The organism is Enterococcus sp. LJL51, from assembly GCF_049894025.1.
Lineage (GTDB): Bacteria > Bacillota > Bacilli > Lactobacillales > Enterococcaceae > Enterococcus_L.
Genome location: NZ_JBNEQE010000001.1, coordinates 91,642 through 115,540 on the forward strand (window position 1 = coordinate 91,642; position 23,899 = coordinate 115,540).

General features: G+C 40.3%; 22 protein-coding genes. 8 read left to right on the top strand and 14 right to left on the bottom strand.

Annotated elements, in window-relative coordinates:
• Nucleotides 1-52 precede the first annotated feature (52 nt).
• Both rnhC and ACPWSO_RS00380 read left to right on the top strand, forming a co-directional pair.
• Nucleotides 53-976, top strand: a complete 924-nt coding sequence (gene rnhC, locus ACPWSO_RS00375; protein WP_426080780.1) for a ribonuclease HIII — start codon at nt 53-55, stop codon at nt 974-976.
• Between the two features lie 77 nt (nt 977-1,053).
• The gene (locus ACPWSO_RS00380; protein ID WP_426080781.1) at nt 1,054-1,485 is read left to right on the top strand and encodes a GNAT family N-acetyltransferase; all 432 of its coding nucleotides are present in this window, start codon (nt 1,054-1,056) and stop codon (nt 1,483-1,485) included.
• Between the two features lie 370 nt (nt 1,486-1,855).
• Here ACPWSO_RS00380 and ACPWSO_RS00385 read toward each other — a convergent pair whose 3' ends face one another.
• The 3 genes from ACPWSO_RS00385 to ACPWSO_RS00395 all read right to left on the bottom strand — a co-directional run bounded on the left by ACPWSO_RS00385 (nt 1,856) and on the right by ACPWSO_RS00395 (nt 4,746).
• Nucleotides 1,856-2,644, bottom strand: coding sequence for an NUDIX domain-containing protein (locus ACPWSO_RS00385; RefSeq protein ID WP_426080783.1), 789 nt, complete (start codon nt 2,642-2,644; stop codon nt 1,856-1,858).
• 106 nt (nt 2,645-2,750) lie between these two features.
• Nucleotides 2,751-3,584: a nicotinamide riboside transporter PnuC gene (gene pnuC, locus ACPWSO_RS00390; protein ID WP_426080784.1), complete on the bottom strand. Its 834-nt coding sequence runs from the start codon at nt 3,582-3,584 to the stop codon at nt 2,751-2,753.
• A gap of 16 nt (nt 3,585-3,600) precedes the next feature.
• The gene (locus ACPWSO_RS00395) at nt 3,601-4,746 is read right to left on the bottom strand and encodes an AAA family ATPase (protein ID WP_426080785.1); all 1,146 of its coding nucleotides are present in this window, start codon (nt 4,744-4,746) and stop codon (nt 3,601-3,603) included.
• Between the two features lie 336 nt (nt 4,747-5,082).
• Here ACPWSO_RS00395 and ACPWSO_RS00400 point away from each other — a divergent pair, with 336 nt between their 5' ends.
• Nucleotides 5,083-5,406 carry a hypothetical protein gene (locus ACPWSO_RS00400; RefSeq protein WP_426080786.1) on the top strand — a complete coding sequence of 108 codons (324 nt, stop codon included), beginning with the start codon at nt 5,083-5,085 and terminating at the stop codon, nt 5,404-5,406.
• Nucleotides 5,407-5,514: 108 nt separating this feature from the next.
• On the opposite strand, the gene ACPWSO_RS00405 is transcribed toward ACPWSO_RS00400, so the two are convergent.
• From ACPWSO_RS00405 to ACPWSO_RS00425, 5 genes are all read right to left on the bottom strand, one after another.
• Nucleotides 5,515-7,167 (bottom strand): hypothetical protein, encoded by a 1,653-nt coding sequence (locus tag ACPWSO_RS00405; RefSeq protein ID WP_426080787.1) that lies wholly within the window; start codon nt 7,165-7,167, stop codon nt 5,515-5,517.
• 2 nt (nt 7,168-7,169) lie between these two features.
• Nucleotides 7,170-7,904, bottom strand: coding sequence for an ATP-binding cassette domain-containing protein (locus tag ACPWSO_RS00410; RefSeq protein WP_426080788.1), 735 nt, complete (start codon nt 7,902-7,904; stop codon nt 7,170-7,172).
• Nucleotides 7,905-8,266: 362 nt separating this feature from the next.
• A complete protein-coding gene (locus tag ACPWSO_RS00415) occupies nt 8,267-9,298 on the bottom strand; it encodes a LacI family DNA-binding transcriptional regulator (RefSeq protein ID WP_426080789.1) in 1,032 nt (343 codons plus the stop codon).
• A gap of 153 nt (nt 9,299-9,451) precedes the next feature.
• Entirely contained in the window at nt 9,452-10,276 is an 825-nt protein-coding gene (locus tag ACPWSO_RS00420; RefSeq protein ID WP_426080790.1) for an endonuclease/exonuclease/phosphatase family protein, read from the bottom strand.
• Nucleotides 10,277-10,444: 168 nt separating this feature from the next.
• Nucleotides 10,445-12,616 carry a PTS transporter subunit IIBC gene (locus ACPWSO_RS00425; RefSeq protein WP_426080791.1) on the bottom strand — a complete coding sequence of 724 codons (2,172 nt, stop codon included), beginning with the start codon at nt 12,614-12,616 and terminating at the stop codon, nt 10,445-10,447.
• Between the two features lie 244 nt (nt 12,617-12,860).
• Here ACPWSO_RS00425 and ACPWSO_RS00430 point away from each other — a divergent pair, with 244 nt between their 5' ends.
• The 5 genes from ACPWSO_RS00430 (at nt 12,861) to ACPWSO_RS00450 (ending at nt 17,847) form a co-directional block, all read left to right on the top strand.
• Nucleotides 12,861-15,170 (top strand): glycoside hydrolase family 65 protein, encoded by a 2,310-nt coding sequence (locus ACPWSO_RS00430; RefSeq protein WP_426080792.1) that lies wholly within the window; start codon nt 12,861-12,863, stop codon nt 15,168-15,170.
• A gap of 13 nt (nt 15,171-15,183) precedes the next feature.
• Nucleotides 15,184-15,864: a beta-phosphoglucomutase gene (gene pgmB / locus ACPWSO_RS00435; RefSeq protein ID WP_426080793.1), complete on the top strand. Its 681-nt coding sequence runs from the start codon at nt 15,184-15,186 to the stop codon at nt 15,862-15,864.
• Entirely contained in the window at nt 15,845-16,834 is a 990-nt protein-coding gene (locus ACPWSO_RS00440) for an aldose epimerase family protein (RefSeq protein ID WP_426080794.1), read from the top strand. Before pgmB ends, ACPWSO_RS00440 begins: the two co-directional genes overlap by 20 nt.
• Before the next feature lie 183 nt (nt 16,835-17,017).
• On the top strand, nt 17,018-17,497 hold the full coding sequence (locus ACPWSO_RS00445) for a TspO/MBR family protein (protein WP_426080795.1): 480 nt from the start codon (nt 17,018-17,020) through the stop codon (nt 17,495-17,497).
• 164 nt (nt 17,498-17,661) lie between these two features.
• A complete protein-coding gene (locus ACPWSO_RS00450) occupies nt 17,662-17,847 on the top strand; it encodes a hypothetical protein (protein ID WP_426080797.1) in 186 nt (61 codons plus the stop codon).
• Nucleotides 17,848-17,896: 49 nt separating this feature from the next.
• On the opposite strand, the gene ACPWSO_RS00455 is transcribed toward ACPWSO_RS00450, so the two are convergent.
• The 6 genes from ACPWSO_RS00455 to ACPWSO_RS00480 are packed head-to-tail and all read right to left on the bottom strand — an operon-like array spanning nt 17,897 to nt 23,738.
• Nucleotides 17,897-18,733, bottom strand: a complete 837-nt coding sequence (locus tag ACPWSO_RS00455) for an ABC transporter substrate-binding protein (RefSeq protein ID WP_426080798.1) — start codon at nt 18,731-18,733, stop codon at nt 17,897-17,899.
• Nucleotides 18,730-19,686, bottom strand: a complete 957-nt coding sequence (locus ACPWSO_RS00460; RefSeq protein ID WP_426080799.1) for a prenyltransferase — start codon at nt 19,684-19,686, stop codon at nt 18,730-18,732. Before ACPWSO_RS00460 ends, ACPWSO_RS00455 begins: the two co-directional genes overlap by 4 nt.
• Complete coding sequence (locus ACPWSO_RS00465) at nt 19,683-20,504, bottom strand: carbohydrate ABC transporter permease (RefSeq protein ID WP_426080800.1); 822 nt, start codon at nt 20,502-20,504, stop codon at nt 19,683-19,685. Before ACPWSO_RS00465 ends, ACPWSO_RS00460 begins: the two co-directional genes overlap by 4 nt.
• Nucleotides 20,501-21,373: a carbohydrate ABC transporter permease gene (locus tag ACPWSO_RS00470; RefSeq protein ID WP_426080801.1), complete on the bottom strand. Its 873-nt coding sequence runs from the start codon at nt 21,371-21,373 to the stop codon at nt 20,501-20,503. The genes ACPWSO_RS00465 and ACPWSO_RS00470 overlap by 4 nt, the downstream gene beginning before the upstream one ends.
• Nucleotides 21,366-22,652 (bottom strand): ABC transporter substrate-binding protein, encoded by a 1,287-nt coding sequence (locus ACPWSO_RS00475; RefSeq protein WP_426080802.1) that lies wholly within the window; start codon nt 22,650-22,652, stop codon nt 21,366-21,368. The genes ACPWSO_RS00470 and ACPWSO_RS00475 overlap by 8 nt, the downstream gene beginning before the upstream one ends.
• Before the next feature lie 15 nt (nt 22,653-22,667).
• Entirely contained in the window at nt 22,668-23,738 is a 1,071-nt protein-coding gene (locus ACPWSO_RS00480) for an ABC transporter ATP-binding protein (protein ID WP_426080803.1), read from the bottom strand.
• Nucleotides 23,739-23,899 lie beyond the last annotated feature (161 nt).

Genomic DNA, 23,899 nt, shown 5'->3' on the forward strand with positions numbered 1-23,899 from the left:
TTCCTGCCATATCTTTTACCATAGTAAATGAGCGAAAGAAAGGATAAATCACATGACACAAACTCAGGTAATTAAAGTTTCAAAGGATTTATTAAATAAAATGGATGAAACATATAAAAAACAACAGCTGAATAAAAAACCGCCATATACTGTCTTTACAGCTAAAGTAAACGGCGTTACTGTCACCGCCTACACTTCGGGAAAAGTAATGTTTCAGGGCCCGGCAGCAGCGACAGAAGCAGCACGCTGGGGAACGGCCCTTTCTGCAAAAAAGAAACCGGCTGCTTCAGCAGTTTTACCTCCAGGCTTTGACCGTTTGTCTGTAATCGGCAGTGATGAAGTTGGCAACGGGAGCTACTTTGGACCAGTCACAGTCTGTGCAGCATATGTGGCAGCAGACATGATTACAAAATTAAAAGCTCTGGGAGTAAGGGATTCAAAAGAGCTGACGGATGATCAGATTGTTAAGCTTTCTCATTCGATAAAAGAGCTGATTCCCTATCGTCTATTAGTTTTGGAACCAAAAAAATACAACGCTATTCAGCCAAAATATAATGCCGTGCATATGAAGGTAGCTTTACACAATCAAGCAATCTTTCTATTATTAAATGATTTAGCACCAGTCAAACCGGAGGGAATTTTAATTGATCAGTTTACTCCTGAAGCAAACTATCGCAAATATGTCCGTTCTGAAAAAAATCAAGTAGCAGAAAAACTGCATTTTATTACCAAAGGCGAGCAATATCATGTGGCAGTTGCCGCAGCCTCGATTATTTGCCGAGCCGCCTTTCTGGAGGAATTAGATGAAGAATCAGCGGAATTAGGCTTCAACGTTCCTTCTGGTGCCGGTGCCAAGTCAGACCAGACTGCTGCAAAAGTCCTAAAACAAGGCGGTATTGAACTATTAAGTCAGTATGCAAAGCTACATTTTGCAAATACTGAAAAAGCCAAAAAAATTGCCGGCTATTCAAATTAGAAAGTATTAAAAGCAGAACCAGGCGATTAACTCATAACCAATGCTAAAAAATTCAAAAGAGAAAGTTGGGATAAACGATGAACATTAGAAAAGCTCAGCTATCAGACGCAGACAGCTTAAATGAAATCAATGAGTCTTCTTTAGGCTACGGCTACCCTTTAGAGGAAACAAAAAAACAATTAGAGGAGCTTCTCCAGCTGCCGGATGAACAGCTGCTCGTTTTTGAAACACAAGGCCGTGTTTCAGCTTACATCCATGCAGGCGCCTACCGTACTATTTACGCACCTAAAATGATTAATATTCTCGCTCTAGCCGTGCACAAAGACTTTCACGGCAGCGGGCAGGGGCGCCTGTTGATGAATGCGGCAGAAGAATGGGCTAAAACAATTGGAGCAGCAGGTATTCGTCTCAGCTCTGGGGAAAATCGGACAGAAGCCCATCGTTTCTATGAGCACATCGGTTTTATTAAACGTAAAAATCAGGCAAACTATTATAAGATTTTTAGCTAAATCAGCAAGGAGCCAGGTGTGCTAAAAAGTATGTGCTTATAGTAAAGAGTTGTTGAAAGTTCTTAAAGACAGCAACAAGCAGCACTCGTTCTAAAATAGATAGGCTCTGATTAGAGATTAATCAACAGTTAGTCATTTTCACGCATTTTTTTGATTATTTTCAAATGAGCCCATTTATTTCTTAAAGCTGAACCTATTTATCACACCTTTTTCCTCCACTTTACTTCAGTAGTATTCTTAAAATTGTGCCCTCAAACAAAGGAAGGATAGTTCCTTTTGATTGTCATAAAGAAATAGTATAAGTGAATGGCAATGTAGCTCCGCTTCAGGATTCCTTTTGAAGCACCCTCTATTCTAATTCTTCATTTTTCTAGAAGGATTTCAATCGATAAATTTTTCTTGGTCTGCCTTTTGTTGTTTTTGTCTCTAAACCAACTTCAGTGAAAAATTTCCCGTGTGTTTTGCGAAAATTACTATTATCAAGGTCAGCTACTGGAATGCCTAGAAATTTACTATAGACTTTTCGGGCTTCAGTTAGAGTAAAGGTACCGCCCAAAATTTTCAACACAGTTGGAATATAGTCCAAACGATTTTTTATTCTGATGACTGCTTCCTGAATGATTTCCTCATGATCAAATGCCAATTCAGTTAATGGAATCTCTTTGTTCTGATAAAACAACTGCGGCTTGCCTTCACTAGTAGCCTGCAGCGTCACCCAGTGAGCTTCTCTGGCGTCATCTCCTGCTACTACCTTCATATCGGCCATAGCAGGCAAATAGGTCAAATGCGCTACTGTAATCGTCCAGGCCCGCGGATCGCGGCCTGGTGTTGCTATCGTCTTTAGCTGCTCCACGTACTGTTCACTTAAGGTTAGCCCAACCTCTTCCTTTACTTCTCTCAACACAGCTTCAGTTGTATCTTCGGTTTTATCCACAAATCCTCCGGGAAGAGCATAATAGCCTTTAAAGGGGTTAGCCTTTCGACGGATTAACAATAGCTTTACTTCTTCATCTTCCCAGCCTAAAATTACATTATCTACTGTTACAGAAGGTTTTTCATATTTTGGTAAATCTTGCTGCTGATACCACGCTAAAAATTCTTCTTGGTTAGCTTCCTGCTCATAATATTTTTTTTCTTCTGCATAACTCTTAAATTTCACTTTGCATCCACTCACTTTTCCCTGCATTTTTCGTTCATTTCATTTTTACAATAATAGCCGGTCTTGTCGAGAAAACTTAAACTATCTACTTTACAATGTTAATTTATTATTCAGAGTCTAGCTTATCTACTCTACTTTTCTTTGTCCAGCGTATATATCCTACTACTGAGTTTACTAGAAAGACCCAGTACATGACAACCATTTCCAGACTGGCACCCCACCATAAATAGATACTAAACACATTTGTGCCAATCCAAAACAGCCACTGCGCTGCATAAGAACCATTCATCAGCCATTGTCCTACATAGTTCGTTCCATCTGTTACCGAGTCTCTAAAAGGACGGTTTGCCCCTATGCTTTGATAGATAAATCCAAAGACGCCCCAGATAACTGTCATTCCTGCAATTGCCTTAAGCCATCCAGCAAAGGATAGTTTCTTAGGCTTTACATAGGCAGGTTCTTTTGTTCCTTTTTCTTTATTATCCATATTTAACAACCATAAATACGTACCAGTAAACTGCATTAGGAAAAAGTAAATAGATGTCAATACCTCTCCATAAAAGCCGCTAACAACGCTCAAATATAAATAGATAGTTACGTTAATCAAGCCGAATAAATAATTACTGATTTTCCCCTTTGTCACAAAAATGACATTTATAATTCCTGTTACTCCGGCAATCATTCCCAGAAAGCTATCCGGCTGCTTAATATAAACACCAATTTGAATGCTGACAAGTGCGAATAAATAAACTATTTCCAAAGGCTTCCAGCCGACAAAAATGTCCTTAATTAAAGCATATATGATTCCTTTAACTCCTGCATGCTGTGCCTGTTCAGCTAATGCTGTCAGGTTCTTTTGGGTTGTAACCGCTCGTTTTATCCAAAAATCCGGCTGCAGCCTAGTCAGCGCCCAGCTTTTCATTGTTTTTACTGTATCCATGTTTTTTCCTTCTTTCTTACCAGATTGTGATTCCCAGATTCATTTCTATTTGTTTCTGTACCTCTTTGTAGCGTCCATAAAATCCTTGAGGGTCTGCCTCTGTGAGTTCTGTTTTTAGAATAATCAGCTTTTCTTCAAGCCCCGCTTCTTTAAAAAGCTTTAAAAGATGTTCATGAAATTGCCAACGTATGTCTTCTTCAGCCATACTCATATCCCGAAACTGATCATCAACATATTCAGTGACCGGAGGAACAATGAAAATCAGTGCCCACTTTTCCTGACGAATAGTTGATAAGTACTGTTGTGTCAATGCTTCCAGTTCATCTTCCTTAATCAAGTTCTTTCCCTCAGATACTTTCTGTGTATCTGTGGTTAAATACCAGTCCAGATAAGCCTTTGTAACTGTACTATTGGTATCTGCGAAAACCAAACCGTTGTTGGCAGTACCTTCGATTTCATTAGACGTTTGCCGATACTGATTGGCTAATAGATACATGTAGTCTTTAGCAGTTAGTTCCTCATCCAAGACATTATATTTTTTTTGATAATGGCGAGCATATTCCAATGAAAAAGGACTTCCATAGCTTCTTGCCAAATCTTTTACCAACGTAGTTTTTCCCCCTGAAGCAGAGCCGGCAATCAAAATATTCTGACTGAAGTGTCTTCGAAAAGGTCGCGCAATCTTCTGCCAATATTTAAGCGGCTCTTTTCTAATATGTGTTGCAGATATCGGGAGCAGCTGCCGGTCAATCATAACCACCTGCCATTTGGGACGCAGCTCATTCAATTTTTCCTTATATTCTGCCTCACCTACATAAACAGTGATTGTCCGTTCTTTCTCCAGACAGTTTTCTTCAATGACCTTTTCAAGCAAAGGCAGCCAATGATTCCAGCCGTTAGGATATCTGGGAATGTTAGTCTCGTCAATCTTTCCCACCACAACTAGCTCATCTTCACGAAATGTTTCTCTGGTATATCTAAATCTTTTTTCCAAGCCAAGGTCAATCTCATCTCCCCGGTCCCCCTGATAACCACTTACTGCCAGTACTACTCCATCACACTGTCTTTTGGCCTGATGCACTGCGGAAATATGACCAATATGAAGGGGGGCCCAGGTTCCAAAAAACACACCGATATTTTTTCCAGATAACCTTTTTCTCATTTTCCCATCTCCTTATTAGGTAACTTTTACCTTTAATAGTTTAAAAAAATAATTTTACTTACTATTTTTTTCTGTAAAACAAATCATTTTAGGTAACTTTTACCTTTAATATAAATAAATGATACCATTCTATCTAAGAAATGTAAACATAAAATTATTAACCAGTCATAAAAAATAACTGAACATTTGTGTTAAATCTTCTGAAAAAAACAATTATTCCCCATTAAACAACAAATTTTTCAAGCATTTTTTTCTTATTGTTCTCTAAATAGTCTGGAAAGTGCTACTTTTTCGTACGTACTTCTGGTAACATAAAAGAAAAACAGGAGGTCTACAATGGGCTATTCAATCTATTACACAAAAAAAACGGACTGGTGGGACGATAAGCCTGGCTTCTCATTGGAAGAGATTAAAGCAATCGCTTCAACAGATGAATTTTACTATACAACAAGTTTTTCCATTCCAACACCTGACGGAAAAATGCTGACTGCTTCTGGAGATTTTATTGGCGCTCTCTATCAAGGCGAGACCTATTATCTTATGTTCAGAGATGGAAACATCAGCTTTGATTATACCGATGATGGTTTTATTCAGTGGGTAGCGGAACAATGTCGCCCTCTGGCAGGTAAAATGCAGGGAGATGAAGGGGAACTGTATTGATTTAGAAACGACTTGCTCAATCAATAAAAACTGCTTCTTTTTATAAGTAAGATGACTGTATTTCACTTACGAAAAAAGAAGCAGTTTTTTAATGTTAACTTTTTAGGCTTACGCCTTTATTCTAAACGTTTTTGGTGCTTTTCGGTAAATAATCACAAAACCAACTCCTACATAGATCAGACATAAGACAGAAACAATCACTGCATAATAAAAGCCTGTAAAACGCAGCTGTAGATTCGCGTAGGCAATCCAATAGAAGACACCAGTTATAATCTTATAAAGCGGGCTCACTACAGACATATCTCCTGTGAATGGCTGAAGAAGATAATAGATAAACAGCTCATGAAACGAGAACAAGGCTGCTAACGCTGCCAAAAGCAGTGCTAAAACTGCGAGAAAATCCCAAGAAAGGAAAAAGCTGTTCATTAAACTAGCCAATAAGTAGACACTGAAGATACCCACTGAAACGATGCTATTGTAAAAAAAGGTCTGTTTAAATCGATAATTAAAGCCAGAAAGAATGGTGCTTGCTTCCCGATAAAACGGATAGTACAGCATTGAAACGTCACAGTTCACAAAAACCATCTGTACAACTTTCTTACCAAAGGTCATCAAATACATCAGAAAAAACAAAACCGGCAGGGTAATTGTAATCTCTTTAACGGTAATTCCTTTAAATAATCCAAATATACTAGCCACAGCAACTGCAGCTAGGGCAGCTCCGATGAAATAAAAACGAAAACGCAGCGCTTTGTTTAAAATTGAACGGTAACGGCTGAATAAAAGAGCGTTCAAATACTGACTTCCTTTGAGATGGTCAAACTGATTATCTGCTGATATCACCAGCTTTTTCTGCATTGCCATCCCTTCACTAATATAGGAGTTATTCGTTTTTTTCTGCACATCAAGTCTCTTCAAGCTAATCGTTGCTTGGTCAATCCAATAAAGCAGATATTCATTTTCTTGTTTAAAATGCAGCAGCAAGTGAAGCATTCCCACCATAAAAAACAACAGCACACTATTTCCCAGCCATGAATCTGCCAAAGAGATAAAACGATTGGTTTGATCAAAAAAGAAAACTGCCGCTGCTATGCCAATGACCAGTACAGTAACAGCTGTGCCAAGCAGCCGCCGTTTAGTTCTTGATAGATGCCAGGTATAAATCACACGTCCAAGATAGAGAAATCCCACCCTAAAGCTCAAATAAGAAATAAAAATAAATAATAAAGTTTCCAGCGGGCGTCCTAGTAGAAAGCCATATACTAGTGCGGCTGGTAAATATGCAATTCCCTGGATACATACATCCAAAAGCATATTGCCTCTAATAATCGTTGTTCGTGACTGCATAAACTGTTCAATAAACTCAATAAGTGGTTTTTCTGCTGCGAATGTATAGCCTTCAAAAAAACCAATAAAAATCGGAACAAACATCAGCCAGAGAAACAAGCCGGCTAGAAGTGTCGGTTGACTGAACATGTCGTACGTATTCCCGGCAACCATTAAGCTCCGCAGAAAACCGGCGGCAAAAAAGTGAAGGGCCAGCCAAAGAAACTTCGCTGCAAAGCTGCTAAGATAATCAAAAATAAGCATTAAAACAGCAAAACCTTCTTTTACGCCATAGCTCTGATAAATGGAGGAGGGAATAAGTTTTCCTACAACAGGAAGCCGCTTAATATAATAGAAAAAGCCATTGACCTTTTTGGCAGTACCTGTCTGCTTAAAATGCCAGTAGTTTTTTAAGTAGATAGAAAAATCGTTCATTATTATTCCACCTCGACTTCTTTAGCAGGAACAGCTTCTTTGTCAGAAAGCAAGTCAATAATCTCCGCCTCAAAATCTTTATCATGAATCCTAGCAGAATCTACTTTGTTTAACTGATGGTGATGAAGCAGTACAATCTCATCACAAAGATCCTGTGCCAATTGTAGAATATGAGTAGAAAAAATCACAATAGATTCTGATTTCATCTGTAAAATCAGCTCCTTCATCTCATGGGCAGCTACCACATCAAATGAAGTCAAGGGTTCGTCCAACAGCAGAACCGGCGGCTGAACCATCAGAGAAACCAGCATTTGTACCTTATTCTGCATGCCATGAGAAAAATCTTTCAACAGCCGGTGCTGATCTTCACGCTGAATTCCTACAGAATCCAAATATTCCTCTGGCGTCTTGATTTCTCTGATTCTGGAGCTGTTAATCTCTATAAAAAACTTAACAAACTCAAATGCTGTCATAAAGGCCGGCAAATGAGGCTGGGTATAGACAAAACCAATTTCTGTATTTTCATACTCCGTATTCAGCTGACCGCCGTCTTCAATACCGATACTTCCCTCATCAATCATTAAATTTCGAGAAATACAGTTAAAAAGAGTCGTTTTTCCAGAACCATTCCTACCCAATAACCCATAGATTTTTCCTTTTTCAAAAGTAAATGATGCATTATCAAACAACGTTTTTTCATCAAAACGCTTTGTGATATCTTCCAGCACTAGTTTCATTTTTTCTCCCGTCCCTTTTTCGTTATGTCCTATTTTATTATCTATTCTATCCTATTTCTCCACTACCTCCAATGAAGAATTAGCTCTTTACTAATCATTTCCCATTAAAAAGTCTATTTATTTTGAAAAAGCAGAGGGGAAATCAAGAATTTTCAAAAAATAAAGTCAACAAAATCTTTTAGCCTTAAGATAATAAATAGGACTGGATTCTTAGTCAAGCTGACTATACTCCAGTCCTTAAAATCAAATAAATGGTCGCTTAACGCTTCTCTCAGCCTTAAGGCGTGCCACTCAGCTTTCGACAAAGCTATAGTAACTCAGCAGGCTGTGAGAACGATTGCCGTAAAAGTTTTTTAATTATTTTATTTTCTTGTTTTAGAAGCTTTTTTCAAATCCAGCACTGTTTCCCGCTCAATCAGTGTATGAGGAATCAGCACCTTCTGTTTCAGAACCTCCTGCTCCTTTAATTGAAGCAGAAACTGCTGAACAGCTACTTTTCCTAACTCTTCAGTATGAATATCAATGGAGGTAATGTAAGGATGAATTAGCGTAGTGAATATTGAGTTGTTAAAGCTTATCACAGAAAGATTGTCTGGTACTTGATAACCATAAAGATTAGCTAATTGAATTACACGCAGTGCAAACATGTCGTCAACCGCTATACAAGCAGTCGGCCGTTGCTCTTTCAATATCTTTTCAAAAGCAGTATAGTCTTCCGGCTGTTTCAATACAACGTAAGGCAAAGGGTTTAATTCACTTTCCTCCATCGATTTCTGATAGCCGTAAAAACGTTCCTGAAAAACATTTTCTTTCTCATAATTGGTCACAAACAAAATCCGTTCATGCCCTTTTTCAATCAAATACTGTGTTGCCGTGCGTCCCAGCAGCTGATTGTCATTGTCCACACAGCTTGTACCGTTGCTATATTGATAGGGCTGCCCAATCACTGTATGGGGGATATTATTCTCTACTAGATAGGTAAGTACCGGATCATTTTTTCTTACATACAACAGAATAAAACCGTCTACACGTTTTTGTCTATACATCAGCTGCACATTCTCTAAAAGCTCCTCCAGAGTTTCTCCTGATGCAAAGGAAATTGTGACATCCTGCTTACCAGCTTCCTGATTCATTGCCGTAATCGCTTCTAAATAGAACGGATTGCTCTTCCTGTCTGTAGAAGATAAAACTGGAAAAACAACACCAATGGCATTAGAAAACTTTTTTGCCAGATTTCGCGCTGCAACATTTGGCACATACCCTAGTTTGTCCATCGCTTTTCTAACTTTTTCTTTGGTTTCTTTAGAAATGCTGGGGTGGTCCTGCAGTGTCCTTGAAACGGTGGACGGAGCTACTCCAACCTCTCTCGCCACATCTTTTATTGTTACGCTCATCGCACTTACCTTCTTTTCCTGTCATTACGGGACCTAAGCACTCTTTTCAACCCCCGTTGTTATCCCTATAATCATAAATGCAAACGGTTGCTTTGTCAATGCACGGTGCTTGTTTTCACTCTTTTATTCATTGAATAGTTGTCTCATTTTTCTCTATTGAAAGTCAAGCTGAACCTCCAGTCCAAAATGATCACTAACTACCGGTGTGGTTCTTCCATCAAAAAGAACCTCATAGCTTTTTATTTGGAACTCGTCTGAAGTAAAAACCAAATCTATCCGCAAAGCTTCTGCATTCTCAGACCAACCGTCTATCGCCTTCATCACAGTATGTTCTCCACTGGTTTTTTCCGCTTCTAAAAAGCTATCTCTGAAATTTTGGCTTACTAGCTGATAGCCCTCACCTTCCCGTTCTGCCGGATTATTGAAATCCCCCAGTAAAATAATCGGCAGCCGTTCATCCGATAACCGCCCCATAGTCTGCTGCCACTCCCAGATAAAGCCTTCCTCAGAATTATCAGACCACCAGGAATAGTGAACATTCACAAACAGTATTTCTTTTTCTTCTACTTTCGTTTTTCCCAACAATAGCTTTCTTGTTCTGAAATCAGCGAAATCTGTCGCTTGGGAAACTGCTAGGTATTCTGCTGTTATCGGTTCCTTCGAGAATAAAGCCAGGCCTTCGTGATAGCGTCCATAACCAATGTGAACCGGCAGCCAGCACCAATAATACTTGATGCCTTCTTTCTGGAGCTTATCTGCAAGCAAAGCAGCAAAGTTATCTGCCAAAATCGGCAGGTTGGATGCTTCTGGATGGTAGTAGCTATCCACAATTTTTGCTTTTTCTGTCATGCTTTGATTAACCTCCTGCAAAGCAAAAACCTCATACTGATGTTTAGTGATTTGTTCAGCCAGCTGATCTAATTTTTTCCAAGGCTCAGCTTCCATCCAGCTATGGGTATTTAATGTTAGAATCTTCATATTTTTCCTCCATTCAAAATATGTCTATGTATAGTTTTCTTCTTCAACTATCCGTTTGCTGCTCCTGTTATTAATCATGAAACTGATTTTACAAAAAGGGACCGAAGCATTTTCTTAATTTTTCAATGCTTCGATCCTTTTGACAGCCTTAATCAATTACGCTGCTATTTATAATGTAACAGAACCGATAATTGTTTTTCCAGCCTGTTTTCCTTTTTTCGTTAATTCTAAAGCAGCGATTTTATCACTGTTTGTAAAGACGACAACGATTGTTGTTCCTTTACCTTCTGCCCGAATCTTATCCAAATCGGCTTTTGCCAAAATATCGCCAGCTTTGATTTGCTGACCAGCCTCTACCATGATTGTGAATGCAGACTCTTTCATCTCCACAGTGTCCAATCCCATGTGCACCAGTACTTCCAGACCGTCTTTTGTTTCGATACCAATGGCATGCTTCGTAGGGAAGACGCTGACTATTTTACCTGCAACAGGCGCATATATGGTTCCTGATTCCGGATCAACAGCAAAGCCTTCTCCCATCATTTTTTTGGAAAATACTTCATCTGCTACTTCTTCAATGGAAATAACCTCGCCAGCTGCGACCGCCGTTAACTCCTGAACCATACCAGAGTGCTCAGTCATTTTTTCAGCGTTCTTTCCTTCATTTTTTTCAAAATTTGATGAAGGAATTTCTGCTCCAGATTCTAACAAATCCTGAATATCCGATTTCAACACATCAGCTTTTGGACCATATACAGCCTGTACACCATTATCTTTATGAATTAAGCCCATTGCTCCTGCTTTCTTCCAAGCCTGTTCACTGCCGACTTTTTTTGTGTCTTTAACAGTGACACGCAGGCGGGTCATACAGGCATCTACATCAGAAATATTTTCTCTACCGCCTAAAAGATTAATAATATCAATCACCTGCTGGTCTGCACTCACGGCATTGCTTCCAACTGTTCCTTCACCATCTCCGCCATCTTCATAGTTGCCGTTACGTCCGGGAGTAGCGAAGTTGAATTTCTTAATTAGGAAGCTGGCAAGAAAATAAGTAAAGACTGCAAACAGAATGGTAGCGATGACAAAGTTAATCAAATCCATACCTAATCCTGCTTTGATTGCTAATGGTGTCCGTGTCAGCAGTTCAATATTTCCAAAAGAATGGACACGTAAAGAAATGATATCTGCCAGTGCAAAGGCCATCCCTTGAATCACAGAGTAAACAACATATAAAGGAACAGCTGCAAACATAAACATGAATTCCAGCGGCTCAGTCACCCCTGTTAGAAAAACAGCTAAAGCAGCAGATACATACATTGATTTATATTTGTGCCGCTTGTCAACATCGACATTGCGATACATTGCCAGTGCCATCCCCATCAAAATACCAGATGAACCAATCATTTGTCCTACTTTGAATCGGGCCGGTGTCCAGTTGCTTAGTACATACGCATATTGACTTGTATCACCAGCATCCTTTAAGTTGACCAAATCGGTCGCCCATGCCAGCCACAACGGGTCTTGTCCGAAAACCTGTGTACCAGCCTGTGCGCCGGAAAGAATTTCGTAGGTTCCTCCTAATTGCGTGTAGTTGATGGGGATTGTTAGCATGTGATGAAGCCCGAACGGTAAAAGCAGACGTTCCAGTGTACCATATAAGAATGGTGCCAGAACCGGTGCTGTTTCCTGCGATTGAGCAATCCACAAACCAAAGTTGTTGATGCCGGCTTGGATGTAAGGCCAGACAACAGCTAAACCTAGAGATACCAAAACAGACCAGGCGATAACTACAAAAGGAACGAACCGCTTGCCATTAAAGAAAGACAGGGCATCCGGCAGCTTCCGGTAATTATAGTACTTATTAAATGCAGCTGCTCCTACAAAGCCGGCAATAATTCCGACGAATACACCCATATTTAACGCTGGCGCTTCTAATACACTAGTAAAAAATCCTTTAACCATAATCTTAGTGCCGAAAAGCGTATGGGTGAATGCTTCTTCATTATTCAGCATGTCAGACGTTACACCAAAGATTGAACCTGTAATACGGTTAATCAATACAAAGGAAATTCCTGCGGCAAATGCTCCGCCGGCCTTCTCTTTCGCCCAGCTTCCGCCAATGGCAAGTGCGAATAAAAGATGTAAATTTCCAATAATAGCCCAACCAATATTTTCAATCACACCACCTGTTGTTACTAAAAATCCTAAATCAGCATTGATTAGCGGCAAGGATTTCCCCAAACTAATCATTAGTCCGGCTGCTGGCATTACTGCCACAACAACCATTAAAGCCTTTCCAAATTTCTGTAAAAATTCAAAGTTGATAAATTTCTTCATTGTTTTCACTCCTTCTTACTAACTTAACTAATTATGTTTCCAATTAACGCAATCGATTTCGTGAACTTATTATATAACCTCTTTTATGAAATGTAAACCCAAAATATTATTTTTATCTATATCTATTGTAAATAGACTTTACAAGCATTTCTATTTTAAAAATTAATTTTCCAGTTGACAACGCAATCGATTGCGTTTATTCTGATAGCATACAAAGAGATATCTACCATAAGGAGTGAAACCCATGAAGCAGCTAAAAAGACTATTCACCATTGATCCATGGAAACTGACTACTACTGATTTAAATAGAGAGAATATGAGATTACAGGAATCTCTAACTAGTATTGGCAACGGTTATATGGGAATGAGAGGTAATTTTGAAGAAGACTATTCCGGAGACCACCATCAAGGAACATATCTTGCTGGTATATGGTATCCAGATAAAACACGCGTTGGCTGGTGGAAAAATGGCTACCCTGAATATTTTGGTAAAGTCATTAATGCAATCAATTTTTCTGCATTCAGCTTATTTATCAATGATACCCCAGTCGATCTAGCCCTAATTGCTCCCTCTGATTTCTATCTGGAGCTGGATATGAAAAACGGTGTCGTCACAAGAAGCTTCACCGTTACAGTTGACAAGATGACTGTCCGCTTCCAGTTTGAACGATTTCTGAGTCTAACAATAAAAGAAGCCGCTTTGATAAAGATGACTGCGGAAGTTCTGAATGGCGCCGGAACACTGCGGGTTGTCTCACGCCTCGATAATAATGTACACAATGAAGACAGCAACTACGAAGAAATGTTTTGGGAGCAAAGAGCAATTAGTTCTGAAACAAAGGCTGAAAACTATCTGACTGTTCGTACAGCTGATAATGCATTTGGAATTGAACGCTTTGTCGTAACTAGCTTGATGACAAACACGCCATTTCCAATAAGTCAAAAGCAAAAAATTGTGACAGAATTGTGTGTATCAGAACAGTTTGATTTCAAGCTGCAAACTGGGGATAAAGCTGCATTAACTAAGCAGGCCGTCGTTTTGACAAGCCGAGATATTGAAGAAGACCAGCAAGTTGCCAAAGGCTTGGCGCTTTTGGACGAATTGAATACCCAGAGCTTTGAAGAAGCAAAAGCCGCTCAGGCAGCAGCTTGGGCTAAACGCTGGGCACTGGCTGACGTAGTCATCGAAGGAGATGACGAAGCACAGCAGGGCATCCGCTTTAACCTCTTTCAGCTATTTTCTACCTATTACGGCGAAGATCCGCGGCTAAATATCGGACCTAAAGGTTTTACTGGTGAGAAGTACGGTGGTGCAACCTACTGGGATACTGAAGCCTATGCTGTCCCGCTTTATCTAGCACTGGCAGACCCTAAAGTTACGGAAAATCTGTTGACCTACCGGCATAATCAGCTGCCGCAGGCAAAACACAATGCCCAGCAACAGGGACTGGCGGGAGCTTTGTATCCAATGGTTACCTTTACCGGTGTAGAATGTCATAACGAGTGGGAGATTACCTTTGAAGAAATCCATAGAAACGGCGCCATCCCCTATGCAATCTATAACTACACAAACTACACTGGCGATACTTCTTATCTGGCTGGAAAAGGGCTGGAGGTTCTAACTGAAGTTGCCCGCTTTTGGGCTGATCGGGTTCATTATTCAAAAAAAGCAGGAAAATACATGATTCATGGAGTAACTGGACCTAACGAGTATGAAAATAATGTCAACAATAACTGGTACACCAATACAATCGCTGCCTGGGTATTGAAATATACGCTGGAAAGCTATCAAACGCATGAGCAACAAGCTTTAATCAAATTAACCAGGGACGAACAGAAGCTTTGGCAGGATATTATCGAAAATATGTATTATCCATTTGATGAAGAACAAGGTATTTTTGTTCAGCATGATACTTTTCTCGACAAAGAACTGAAACCCGTTGCTGAATTAGCTGCCGAAGAACTGCCGCTGAATCAGAACTGGTCATGGGATAAGATTCTGCGCTCCTGCTTCATCAAACAGGCGGATGTTTTACAGGGCATCTACTTTTTCGGTGAAGACTTTAGCCTAGAAGAAAAGAAAAAGAACTTTGACTTTTACGAACCGATGACGGTTCATGAGTCTTCCCTTTCCCCAAGTATCCATGCTGTATTAGCAGCTGAACTAGGAATGGAAGAGAAGGCAGTGGAAATGTATCAGCGAACAGCCCGTCTGGATTTAGACAACTACAACAATGATACCGATGACGGTCTTCACATTACGTCAATGACGGGTAGCTGGCTTGCTATTGTTCAAGGCTTCGCTCAAATGAAAACGGCCGGAGAACAATTAAGTTTCGCCCCGTTCTTACCAAAAAACTGGACAAGCTACAGCTTCCATATTAGCTATCGCGGACGTTTATTAAACATTCAGGTCCAAGAGACCATTACAATTACCCTACTGAAGGGAGAGGTACTGTCTCTCAATATCTATGGGAAAAAATATACATTGGAAAATGAAATCATCACAGCAATTCAAAAAACAACAGAAAAGCAGCTCAATCAGATATTTTAAGGAGGAGAAACAAATGTTTCAAGGCGTACTATTTGATTTAGACGGAGTAATCACTGACACTGCAGAATACCACTATCTTGCTTGGAAAAAGTTGGGTGAGGAGCTGGGAATTTCCATCGACAGAGGCTTCAATGAGCAGCTGAAAGGCGTGAGCCGTGAAGATTCTCTAAACTTAATTCTGGCCTATGGCGGACAGACGGACGTTTACTCTCCAGAAGAGTTTGCCGCATTTGCTAAAAGAAAAAATGATAATTACGTTGAAATGATTCAGCAGATTTCACCGGAAAATATCTATCCGGGTATCTTAAAATTGTTGCAGGACCTAAAAAAAGCAGGTGTTAAAACAGCACTAGCTTCTGCCAGTAAAAACGGACCAGTTCTGCTGGACAAGATGTCCCTGTCTTCATACTTTGATACGATTGTTGACCCTGGATCTGTCGCTGCCGGAAAGCCGGCACCAGATATTTTTGCAGCAGCGGCTGAGCAGTTAAATGTGCCTGTAAACGCCTGTATAGGTATTGAAGATTCTCAGGCGGGAATTACGGCAATCAAAGCCAGCGGTGCACTCCCTGTAGGTATCGGTAAAGCTGAGGACCTAGGCAGCGACATCCCTCTGCTTCCTTCTACTGCTGAATTAACCTATGCTTATCTGAAAAATGTCTGGGAGCACAAAAATGAAAACACACATTCATAAAAACTATTATGATTCGCTGGATTTGATTGTCTTAGAAAACGAAAAGTTAAAGGTTAGTTTTTTGAACTTAGGTGCACGCCTTTATCAGCTTTTTGCGCCGGATCGTTCTGGAGCTTCTGAGAATATTCTTCTCTCTCACGATGAGCCTCTTGATGTTTTAAAGGATCAGGCATTCTTTGGTGCTGTTGTCGGACCTGTGGCTGGTAGAACGAGGGAAGGTAAATGGGGGGCTGTTCAGCTGGAACAAAACGAAGGAAAACACCATATCCACGGCGGCTCTCAGGGCTGGTCTTTTCAATATTGGGACTATCAAACCTTTCAGGAAATTGACCGGGTTGGCGTTCGCTTTTCTCTGACAGACAATCTTTCCGGCTATCCCGGACCCATCACAGTTGCTGCCACGTATGAATTAACCAAAGACACACTGCTTATGAAAATGACTTATCAGACAGCTGCTCATACCTTGATTAACCCTACAAATCACGCTTATTTCAATCTTTCAGGCAACGGAAAGCGGGACATTGATGCGCAGCTGCTGCAAATCCAAGCAAAACAGCGCGTAGTAACGGATAATGATAAACTGCCTACTGGAGAGCTGCAAAACGTTCAGGGTACGCCCTTTGATTTCACAACGTCTAAACCACTCAGTCATTTCTTGAAGGAGGTTTCTCAAGGTCTAGACGACGTATTCATCCTGGACACAGTCCCAGCTCAGCTCCTTCTATCCGACCCTGTCAGCGGGAGGCGTATGGAAATAACTACTAGTCGACAAAGTGTCGTTGTCTTCTCAACAACAGATTTTAATGCGTCTTTCATAGTAAACGGAAGACCAATGCACAGCAATTATGGCATTGCCTTGGAAACACAGGAAATCCCTGATCTTGTGCATCATCCACAATGGGGCTCTATTGACTATACATCGGATTCGCTACCTGAGCACCGGACAACGTATCGCTTTACAACAGAGTAACAAAAAAATAGACCACTGCTTCCTAATAACCCAGTGGCAGCCTAACATAGAAACAGTCTGGCTAAGCTAGTGAACTTCTCACTTTAGCCAGACTGTTTTTACGCTGTTCAGCTAATTTTCAAGCCATATTTTCGATAAATTCCTGATAATTATGTACACTAAAATAGAAGGGAGAGACTATTTATGAAAGTAACTGGAAAGCAAATCAGCTTATTGATAGCTTGTATTATCGGTGTGGAACTCGTCGGCAGCCTATCCGGCTTATTGGCAGGCGATATTCGCGGACAATATGCTGCCATGACAAAACCACCTTTTTCGCCACCGGGTAGTTGGGTAGGAATCATTTGGATTGTTCTTTATTTTTTAATTGGTGTGAGCTTATATCTACTCATTACAGCGGATGCCCGCCAAAAAAATAAGCAGCAAGCCATCCTTTTGTTTGTCATACAGCTAATTGTCAACTTTATTTGGAGTCTGATTTTCTTTGGTGGAGAATACATGTGGATAGGAGCCATTCTTTGTTTGGCTTTAGCAGGTCTGATTCTGCTGTCTATTGTACTTTTCTATCGTGTACAAATTTGGGCTGCACGCCTGTTTATTCCCTATTTTCTCTGGATCTGCTTTGCTTCCTATCTCTCAATTGGACTGGCACTGCTAAATTAACTTTCAAAATATTAACCTTTTTCTGAAAAATGAAAGCCAAATTTTTGTATCTATTCTCCGATAGGAGTAGGCTTAACTTATATAAAGCCTTTAAAAGAAAGCAGCAGGATTTCTCAGATCTTTTAAAAGATTTATACAGAAGTGAACGTTTGGAGGAATGAATCATGTCAGAATCAATTGAAAAAGTTACAAAACTAGCGAATGAAGCAAAAAAAGAAGTAGAACGCTTGGAAGACCGTCGTCAGGAGCACCTTGGAAACTCAATCAACTACATTGAAAATGAGCTGCAGATTCAGCGCCTATATGCCCAAGTTGAAGCTTATGAAGAAGTGCTGGATGTATTAAGATAATTAGAAAAAAGGAGACAAGACAGAAATCTGTTTTTGTCTCCTTTTCTTTTCACTCAGTATAAATCTGTGCAATGTAGTCCTGACCTTTCAATGATTCAGCTAGCTGACCGTCCTCTGCCAGCCAATTAGCCAACAGTTCAAAATCTCGGACAGAATAATTTTTCTGCGGTTCAAACATGAAATGAACCATCTCTTCTGCTGCCTCTTGGCTATAGTCGGCAACTTCTAGACACTGCCCAATTTTTTCATCTGGTGAAAGCTGATTAAAATCAGCAGCTGCTGCCTCCAATGCTAAATGAAAATTTTTTACCAGCAGCGGATTTTTTTGATAAAACGCCTTGTCAAAACACCACATAACCATTGTTTTATCACTGGCAGCAGAATCCCAAAAAACAGCAGTTGGCAAAAGCTTTCTGATTTGTGTAATGAAAGGCTCAATAGCAACCAGCGCATCAATCTCTTTATTCTCCAATGCGTTTATCCGTTCATAAGTATTATCAATCCAAACGATTTCAGGATCTTCAAGCATCTCTTTTAAGTCATAGTCCATAAAAAATGGAAACAGCCCTTTTCTGGCGGCCCCAACACGCAGTCCCCTTTTTTTCAAAGCTTCAGGATAGCCAATCAATTGAATAGTGCGTGTTAAAGTAGAAGTAACCACTGCTTCTTTCCCTTGCTTTAAATAGTCAAAGAAAAAAGTCAAATCTCCCATCACTCCATCAACTTCATTGTCTACAAAGCTCTTGTTTGAATGAAACTGAAAGCTTTCTGCTAATTCCAAATCCACTACTGTCTGATACCTATCAAAATATCCTAGCCTATCTGCTAGAATAATCGGTAATACCAGCGGATTGGTTTTATTTTGATACAAACGAATTTTTGTCATATGTTTCCGCCTCCCAATAGCTGAATCAAAAAGATAAGGCTCATCCAGCCGTGAAAATGATAGATTAACAGCAATGGACGAGGACCGTATTCTCTCCCCATTTCCGGATAAACCTCCTGAATATGATAATAGTCTTTATACCAGTTCACATATCCCTGCCGATAAAAAATCAGCCAGCCAACCAGGTACTGCCACCACGGAATCGCGCCAATAAACAAAAGAGCTGTCCAGGCAGCGACCATGATTCCTGCTTCAGGAATCAACAATAGAATTGCCCGGCGAAAACCAATGACATGAGGAAGTGTCCGACGAACACCCATATCCTTTTTATAATCCCCAATATTATTTGTGGACATCAGAAAAATAGTAAAAATCATAGAAATCAAGCTATACCACAAAATTGACCAGCTATTTCCCCCAGCTTGAATATATGCGGACAGATAACAGCTTAAACCTCCAACGAAAAAGCCGGAAACCAGCTCTGTTACAGGAAACAACAAATATGGCTTGGGTCCCAATGAATAGGTAAACGCCGCAAGGACAGAGAGCACGCCCCAGACAAACAGACCCACACTTTTAGTCAGCCAGACCAGCAAAAGTCCACTACCCCCGCCTAATCCCAGCATCAGTAATAAAACTAACACTGCATCAATAAATTTGGCATCACCTCTAACCAAGCCCTCGCTGCCTGCATGCCCCGTAAAGGTTTCTTCATTTTCTTCATTGGCTATGTAGGCACGGATTTCATTCGCTGTATTTGCGATGATATTAAAACAAAAACCAGCAATCGTAAATAAAACCAGCTCAACAATCTTTAGCTCACCTGACAGGCAAGCCCCAAACAAACCGCCGCTAAGTACCGGCAGCCCAGTTGCAAAGCCCGTGCGAATTTCCATCACTGTATAGCTTCGTTTGGCAAAGCCCCATAAATAAATGACTGCCTCTTTTATCATCCCTTTACACCTCCGGCCAAACCATTATAAATATACTTTTGCAGCACCAGATAGAAAAGCAGCATGGGCAGAACACTAATCACTAGAAGGGCACAAATCACCTGCCAGTTTGTTTGATTCGGTCCAATAAACCGATACAGGGCAGTGGCTACTGTTCCATGTTTTTCTCCCGGTAAATAGAGAAAAGGCAAATAGAAGTCGTTGTAGATACTAATCATCTTTAGCATGCTGACTGTGGCTGTAGCTGGAGACAATAGTGGAAAAAGTACTTTCCAATAAACCTGAAAATAGCTGGCTCCCTCTAAAAGCGCTGCTTTATCCAATTCTCTTGGTATCTTCTCATACATTTGTAGATAAATAAAAATCATTACAACATCTGCTCCCAGATAAATAATCACTGGAGCAATCAACCGGTCGTACCAGCCCAAAGCAACAATAATCCGAAAAGTAGAGATTTGCGACACCACCATGGGAACCATTGATAATAAGAAATAGCCTCCGATAAGCAGCTTTTTAAAAGGAAAATCAAAACGGTTTAAGATATAGGCAGTCATCGACCCAATCAGCACACTACCGACTACTCCACAGAATACCAGAATAAAAGTATTCACAAACCCCGTCAAAATCTTTCCCTGCTGGAACGCCTGCTGATAGTTGGCAAGGTTTAAACTCTCGGGAAGAGCAAGACCTGAGCTGGCATTAAACTCTTCATAGCTTTTAAATGAGCCAAAAAGAACCGTCAACAATGGGTACAGACAGATAAACAGCCAGGCAAGCAAAAAGAAGTATTTGAAAATAGTTCCTGTCAACTGCTTCATGTCGTTTCCTCCTGTTGGAATTTCTGTTGAACTAGACTCAACGCAATGATAAGCAGCGTCATTAACACCGCCATGGCTGAGCCTAGACCAACCAGTTTTTGATCAAAGGCTGTTTTCATCGTCTGTAGTAAAAATGTCATTGTGCCATTTGAACCATTTGTCATCACCAGTGGAATTTCAAAGGCAGAAACAGCTCCAATAGTCAACAAAACAAAGTTAAGCTTCAAAACTGTTCGAATATTCGGGAGAATAATCCAGCGCAGCTGCTGCCAAAATGAAGCACCTTCCAGCTCTGCGGCTCGATAATAGACCTCCGGTATACTCTGGACCGCAGCAAAATAAAGTAAGAAACTAGTTCCCAAGTGCCGCCATAATGAGATAAATGCCAACGTGAGATTTACAATTCTTGGATCACCTAGCCAGTAACGAATCGTACCGTTCAGATGTAGAAAATTCAGCAACTGATCAAATGAGCCGTCTGGCTCAAAAAAAAGACGAAAAATCATGGATACTGCAACACCGCTGATTAGAATTGGAAAAACAAAAAATGCTTTAAACACCGTTTTTCCTCTTGTTTTCGTCGAAAGAAGCACTGCCAGCAACAGCGCTAAAACAATCTGCAGCAGGCCTGAGCCTAAATAATAAAGATTATTTTTAAATGCTGCGAAGTATATTGGGTTTTTAAAAATCGTGAGGTAATTTGTAAAGCCTATAAAATTCTTTTCACTAGAAAGACCATCCCAATCAGTAAAGCTGTTATAAATCAGCATGAAAACAGGCAAAAGACCAAAAATAATCATCAGACAAACAGGTAAAAGGAGAAAGAGAAAAATAATTCTCTTCTCCTCCTTGGTCAGTCTTTTATTCATGGTTTTTAGCTGCTGCTTCCCATTTTTCTTCTAAGGTCTTTACGTACTCTTCGTAGCTTTCATTCTGATCAGGATATAGCCCAATATTTACTACTTTTTGCAAGGCATCTGTCAGCCGGGCAATACCGGCTTCATTAGCAATCGCTGTATAGGTTGTCTCTACTTTTGCAGAAGCTGCAGGCGCTGTTAAAATGACATTATTTTCATCAACCAATTGCTTTTCTTCCTCATTCAACGCTGCTTTGACTGGTGTCATACCGCCCATGTCTTCAGCAAACCCGCTCTCAGGTGAAATGAAAAATTCCATAAATGCTTTTGCTGCGGCTTTGTTTTCTGAATTTTTATTGATTCCTACTACAGAAGGCGCGCCCAATGCCAGGCTGGTTTTGCCCTCTAATAACACAGGAAACGGCATAATCTTGATAGTGTCTTCTGTTTTAGTCAGTGCTTGAATTGGAGCTACATCTTGAGAACCACTCATCAGCATCGCGATTTTCCCATCAGCCAGCTGCTGTTGTGCTTGTTGACCTTCCAAAGTAATCGGATCTGACTCGATGAGACCTTTAGATGCTAAATCATAAATTAAATCCATCACTTCACGAATTGGCTGTCCCTCTGCAAACGCGGTTCCTTCTTCTAGTACCGCTGCTTTAAATTCTTCCCCTCCATAAGAAGATAACGCCCCCGCCCAAACAGCTAAACGCTGATAATTTGTATAGAAAGGAACTGCTCCTGTTTTTTCTTTAATCGTTTCAGCAGCTTCTACTAACTCTTCTGTTGATGTCGGCAGTTCTTTAATACCTGCCTTATCAAAAACCTCTTGATTATAAACCAGTCCTAATGAGTTTAGCACTGTAGGTAAACCATAAGCCGTATCTTCAAAATCGGCTTCTGTAACATCAATGTAGTCTTTTTCCATTTCTTCTACTTTACCAAGCGGCTCAAAATATTTTTCATATTCTTCCGGCGTTCCTGCCATTGAAAAAGGAATAAACACAACATCACCGTAATCTTTCGTATTCATCCGAGTCATAATATACTGGTCGTAATCAGTTCCTGATGATTCCCATTTAATGTCTGTTACTTCCGGATATTTTTTCTTAAAGGCTGCTTCCATTTTTTCGTACAGCTCGTCTGCATCTGTCCGGTTTGTCACCACTGTGATTTCGCCGCTGATTTTTCCATTATCCTGTGTTTCTTTCTTTGTACTACCTGATCCGCAAGCTGCAAGTAACAAGCTTAATCCCACCACATTGACTGCTGCAACAATTTTTTTCATGTTTTTTCCTCCATACTATAATACATTTAATTTTTGATTATCTTCATTGCTAAAAATAAGTATTTTGCTTTGATTTATTAAAAAGTAAATCTCCTGACCAACTGTAACCTCTGCGTCTGGTGCCGTTCTGATTATCAAGGGAACCTCTCCCCATAGAATAGATACCAGCAAATCACTGCCTAAATAACGAATAGACTGAACAGAGCCCTTTAAGCTGTCTTTTTCAGCGGCTACAATTGCCAAATCCTCGCTTCGAATGGCGGCGGTCACCTTTTGAGCTGGTACATAATCAAAGCCCTGCCCGATAATCTGCTGCCCTACTCGTAAGGAACCGTCTGCCAGAAGCTCTCCGGCTAAACAATTGATTTCCGGCCGGCCAATAAAACGCGCCACAAATAAATTGTCAGGCCGCTCGTAAATCTCTTTTGGCGTACCGATTTGCTGAATCGCTCCATCCTTAACTACCACAATTCGGTCGGCCAAAGACATCGCTTCATCCTGGGCATGGGTGACAAAAATCGTTGTGGCTTCAAGCTGATCATGAACCTGACGAATCAAGGCACCTGTTTGCTCCCGCAGCTTCGCATCAAGATTTGATAATGGTTCGTCTAATAAGAATAATTTGGGTTCCCGCACAATAGCTCTGGCTAATGCTACACGCTGCCGCTGACCTCCAGAAAGATGCTTCGGTTTCTCTTGAAGCAATTCCTTCAGCTCCAGCTTTTCAGCTGCCCATTTTACCTTTTCTTCTATATATTGTTTTCCCTCTTTACGAATTTTCATTCCAAAAGAGATATTTTCCTTCACTGTCATATGAGGGAATAACGCATACTCTTGAAAAACCAAAGAAATATTCCGGTTCTTTGGCGGACGATTCGTCACATCTTCCCCCTCTAAAATGAAGCTGCCTGCTGTTGCATCCTCAAATCCAGTCAGAACATTTAGTAATGTCGATTTTCCACTACCGCTTGGACCGACAATCGCCAAAAACTCGCCACGCTCCATAGAAAGCTGAAACTCTTTCAGCGCCCATTGCTCCTTTTTCGGATACCGCTTTGATAAACCGTGAAATTCTATATATCCCACAGGATAAACTCCTTTCTCAACCTCTCGTGAAAATCATAACAAAGCCCTTATTAGATTACTATGATAGACAATTAAAGTCAAAAATCATTGGAAAAATTTCATCTATTTTACAATATAAAAGAAGCTTAGAGTGCTATCTATCAAAAGCACTCTAAGCTTCT

Coding starts and splice junctions, on each gene's coding strand:
- ACPWSO_RS00445 (WP_426080795.1), top strand. CDS start 17,018: ATGAAAGTAACTGGAAAGCAAATCAGCTTATTGATAGCTTGTATTATC.
- rnhC (WP_426080780.1), top strand. CDS start 53: ATGACACAAACTCAGGTAATTAAAGTTTCAAAGGATTTATTAAATAAA.
- ACPWSO_RS00410 (WP_426080788.1), bottom strand. CDS start 7,904: ATGAAACTAGTGCTGGAAGATATCACAAAGCGTTTTGATGAAAAAACG.
- ACPWSO_RS00455 (WP_426080798.1), bottom strand. CDS start 18,733: ATGACAAAAATTCGTTTGTATCAAAATAAAACCAATCCGCTGGTATTA.
- ACPWSO_RS00425 (WP_426080791.1), bottom strand. CDS start 12,616: ATGAAGAAATTTATCAACTTTGAATTTTTACAGAAATTTGGAAAGGCT.
- pnuC (WP_426080784.1), bottom strand. CDS start 3,584: ATGGATACAGTAAAAACAATGAAAAGCTGGGCGCTGACTAGGCTGCAG.
- ACPWSO_RS00430 (WP_426080792.1), top strand. CDS start 12,861: ATGAAGCAGCTAAAAAGACTATTCACCATTGATCCATGGAAACTGACT.
- ACPWSO_RS00400 (WP_426080786.1), top strand. CDS start 5,083: ATGGGCTATTCAATCTATTACACAAAAAAAACGGACTGGTGGGACGAT.
- ACPWSO_RS00465 (WP_426080800.1), bottom strand. CDS start 20,504: ATGAAGCAGTTGACAGGAACTATTTTCAAATACTTCTTTTTGCTTGCC.
- ACPWSO_RS00395 (WP_426080785.1), bottom strand. CDS start 4,746: ATGAGAAAAAGGTTATCTGGAAAAAATATCGGTGTGTTTTTTGGAACC.
- ACPWSO_RS00450 (WP_426080797.1), top strand. CDS start 17,662: ATGTCAGAATCAATTGAAAAAGTTACAAAACTAGCGAATGAAGCAAAA.
- ACPWSO_RS00380 (WP_426080781.1), top strand. CDS start 1,054: ATGAACATTAGAAAAGCTCAGCTATCAGACGCAGACAGCTTAAATGAA.
- ACPWSO_RS00470 (WP_426080801.1), bottom strand. CDS start 21,373: ATGAATAAAAGACTGACCAAGGAGGAGAAGAGAATTATTTTTCTCTTT.
- ACPWSO_RS00405 (WP_426080787.1), bottom strand. CDS start 7,167: ATGAACGATTTTTCTATCTACTTAAAAAACTACTGGCATTTTAAGCAG.
- ACPWSO_RS00475 (WP_426080802.1), bottom strand. CDS start 22,652: ATGAAAAAAATTGTTGCAGCAGTCAATGTGGTGGGATTAAGCTTGTTA.
- pgmB (WP_426080793.1), top strand. CDS start 15,184: ATGTTTCAAGGCGTACTATTTGATTTAGACGGAGTAATCACTGACACT.
- ACPWSO_RS00415 (WP_426080789.1), bottom strand. CDS start 9,298: ATGAGCGTAACAATAAAAGATGTGGCGAGAGAGGTTGGAGTAGCTCCG.
- ACPWSO_RS00460 (WP_426080799.1), bottom strand. CDS start 19,686: ATGATAAAAGAGGCAGTCATTTATTTATGGGGCTTTGCCAAACGAAGC.
- ACPWSO_RS00440 (WP_426080794.1), top strand. CDS start 15,845: ATGAAAACACACATTCATAAAAACTATTATGATTCGCTGGATTTGATT.
- ACPWSO_RS00420 (WP_426080790.1), bottom strand. CDS start 10,276: ATGAAGATTCTAACATTAAATACCCATAGCTGGATGGAAGCTGAGCCT.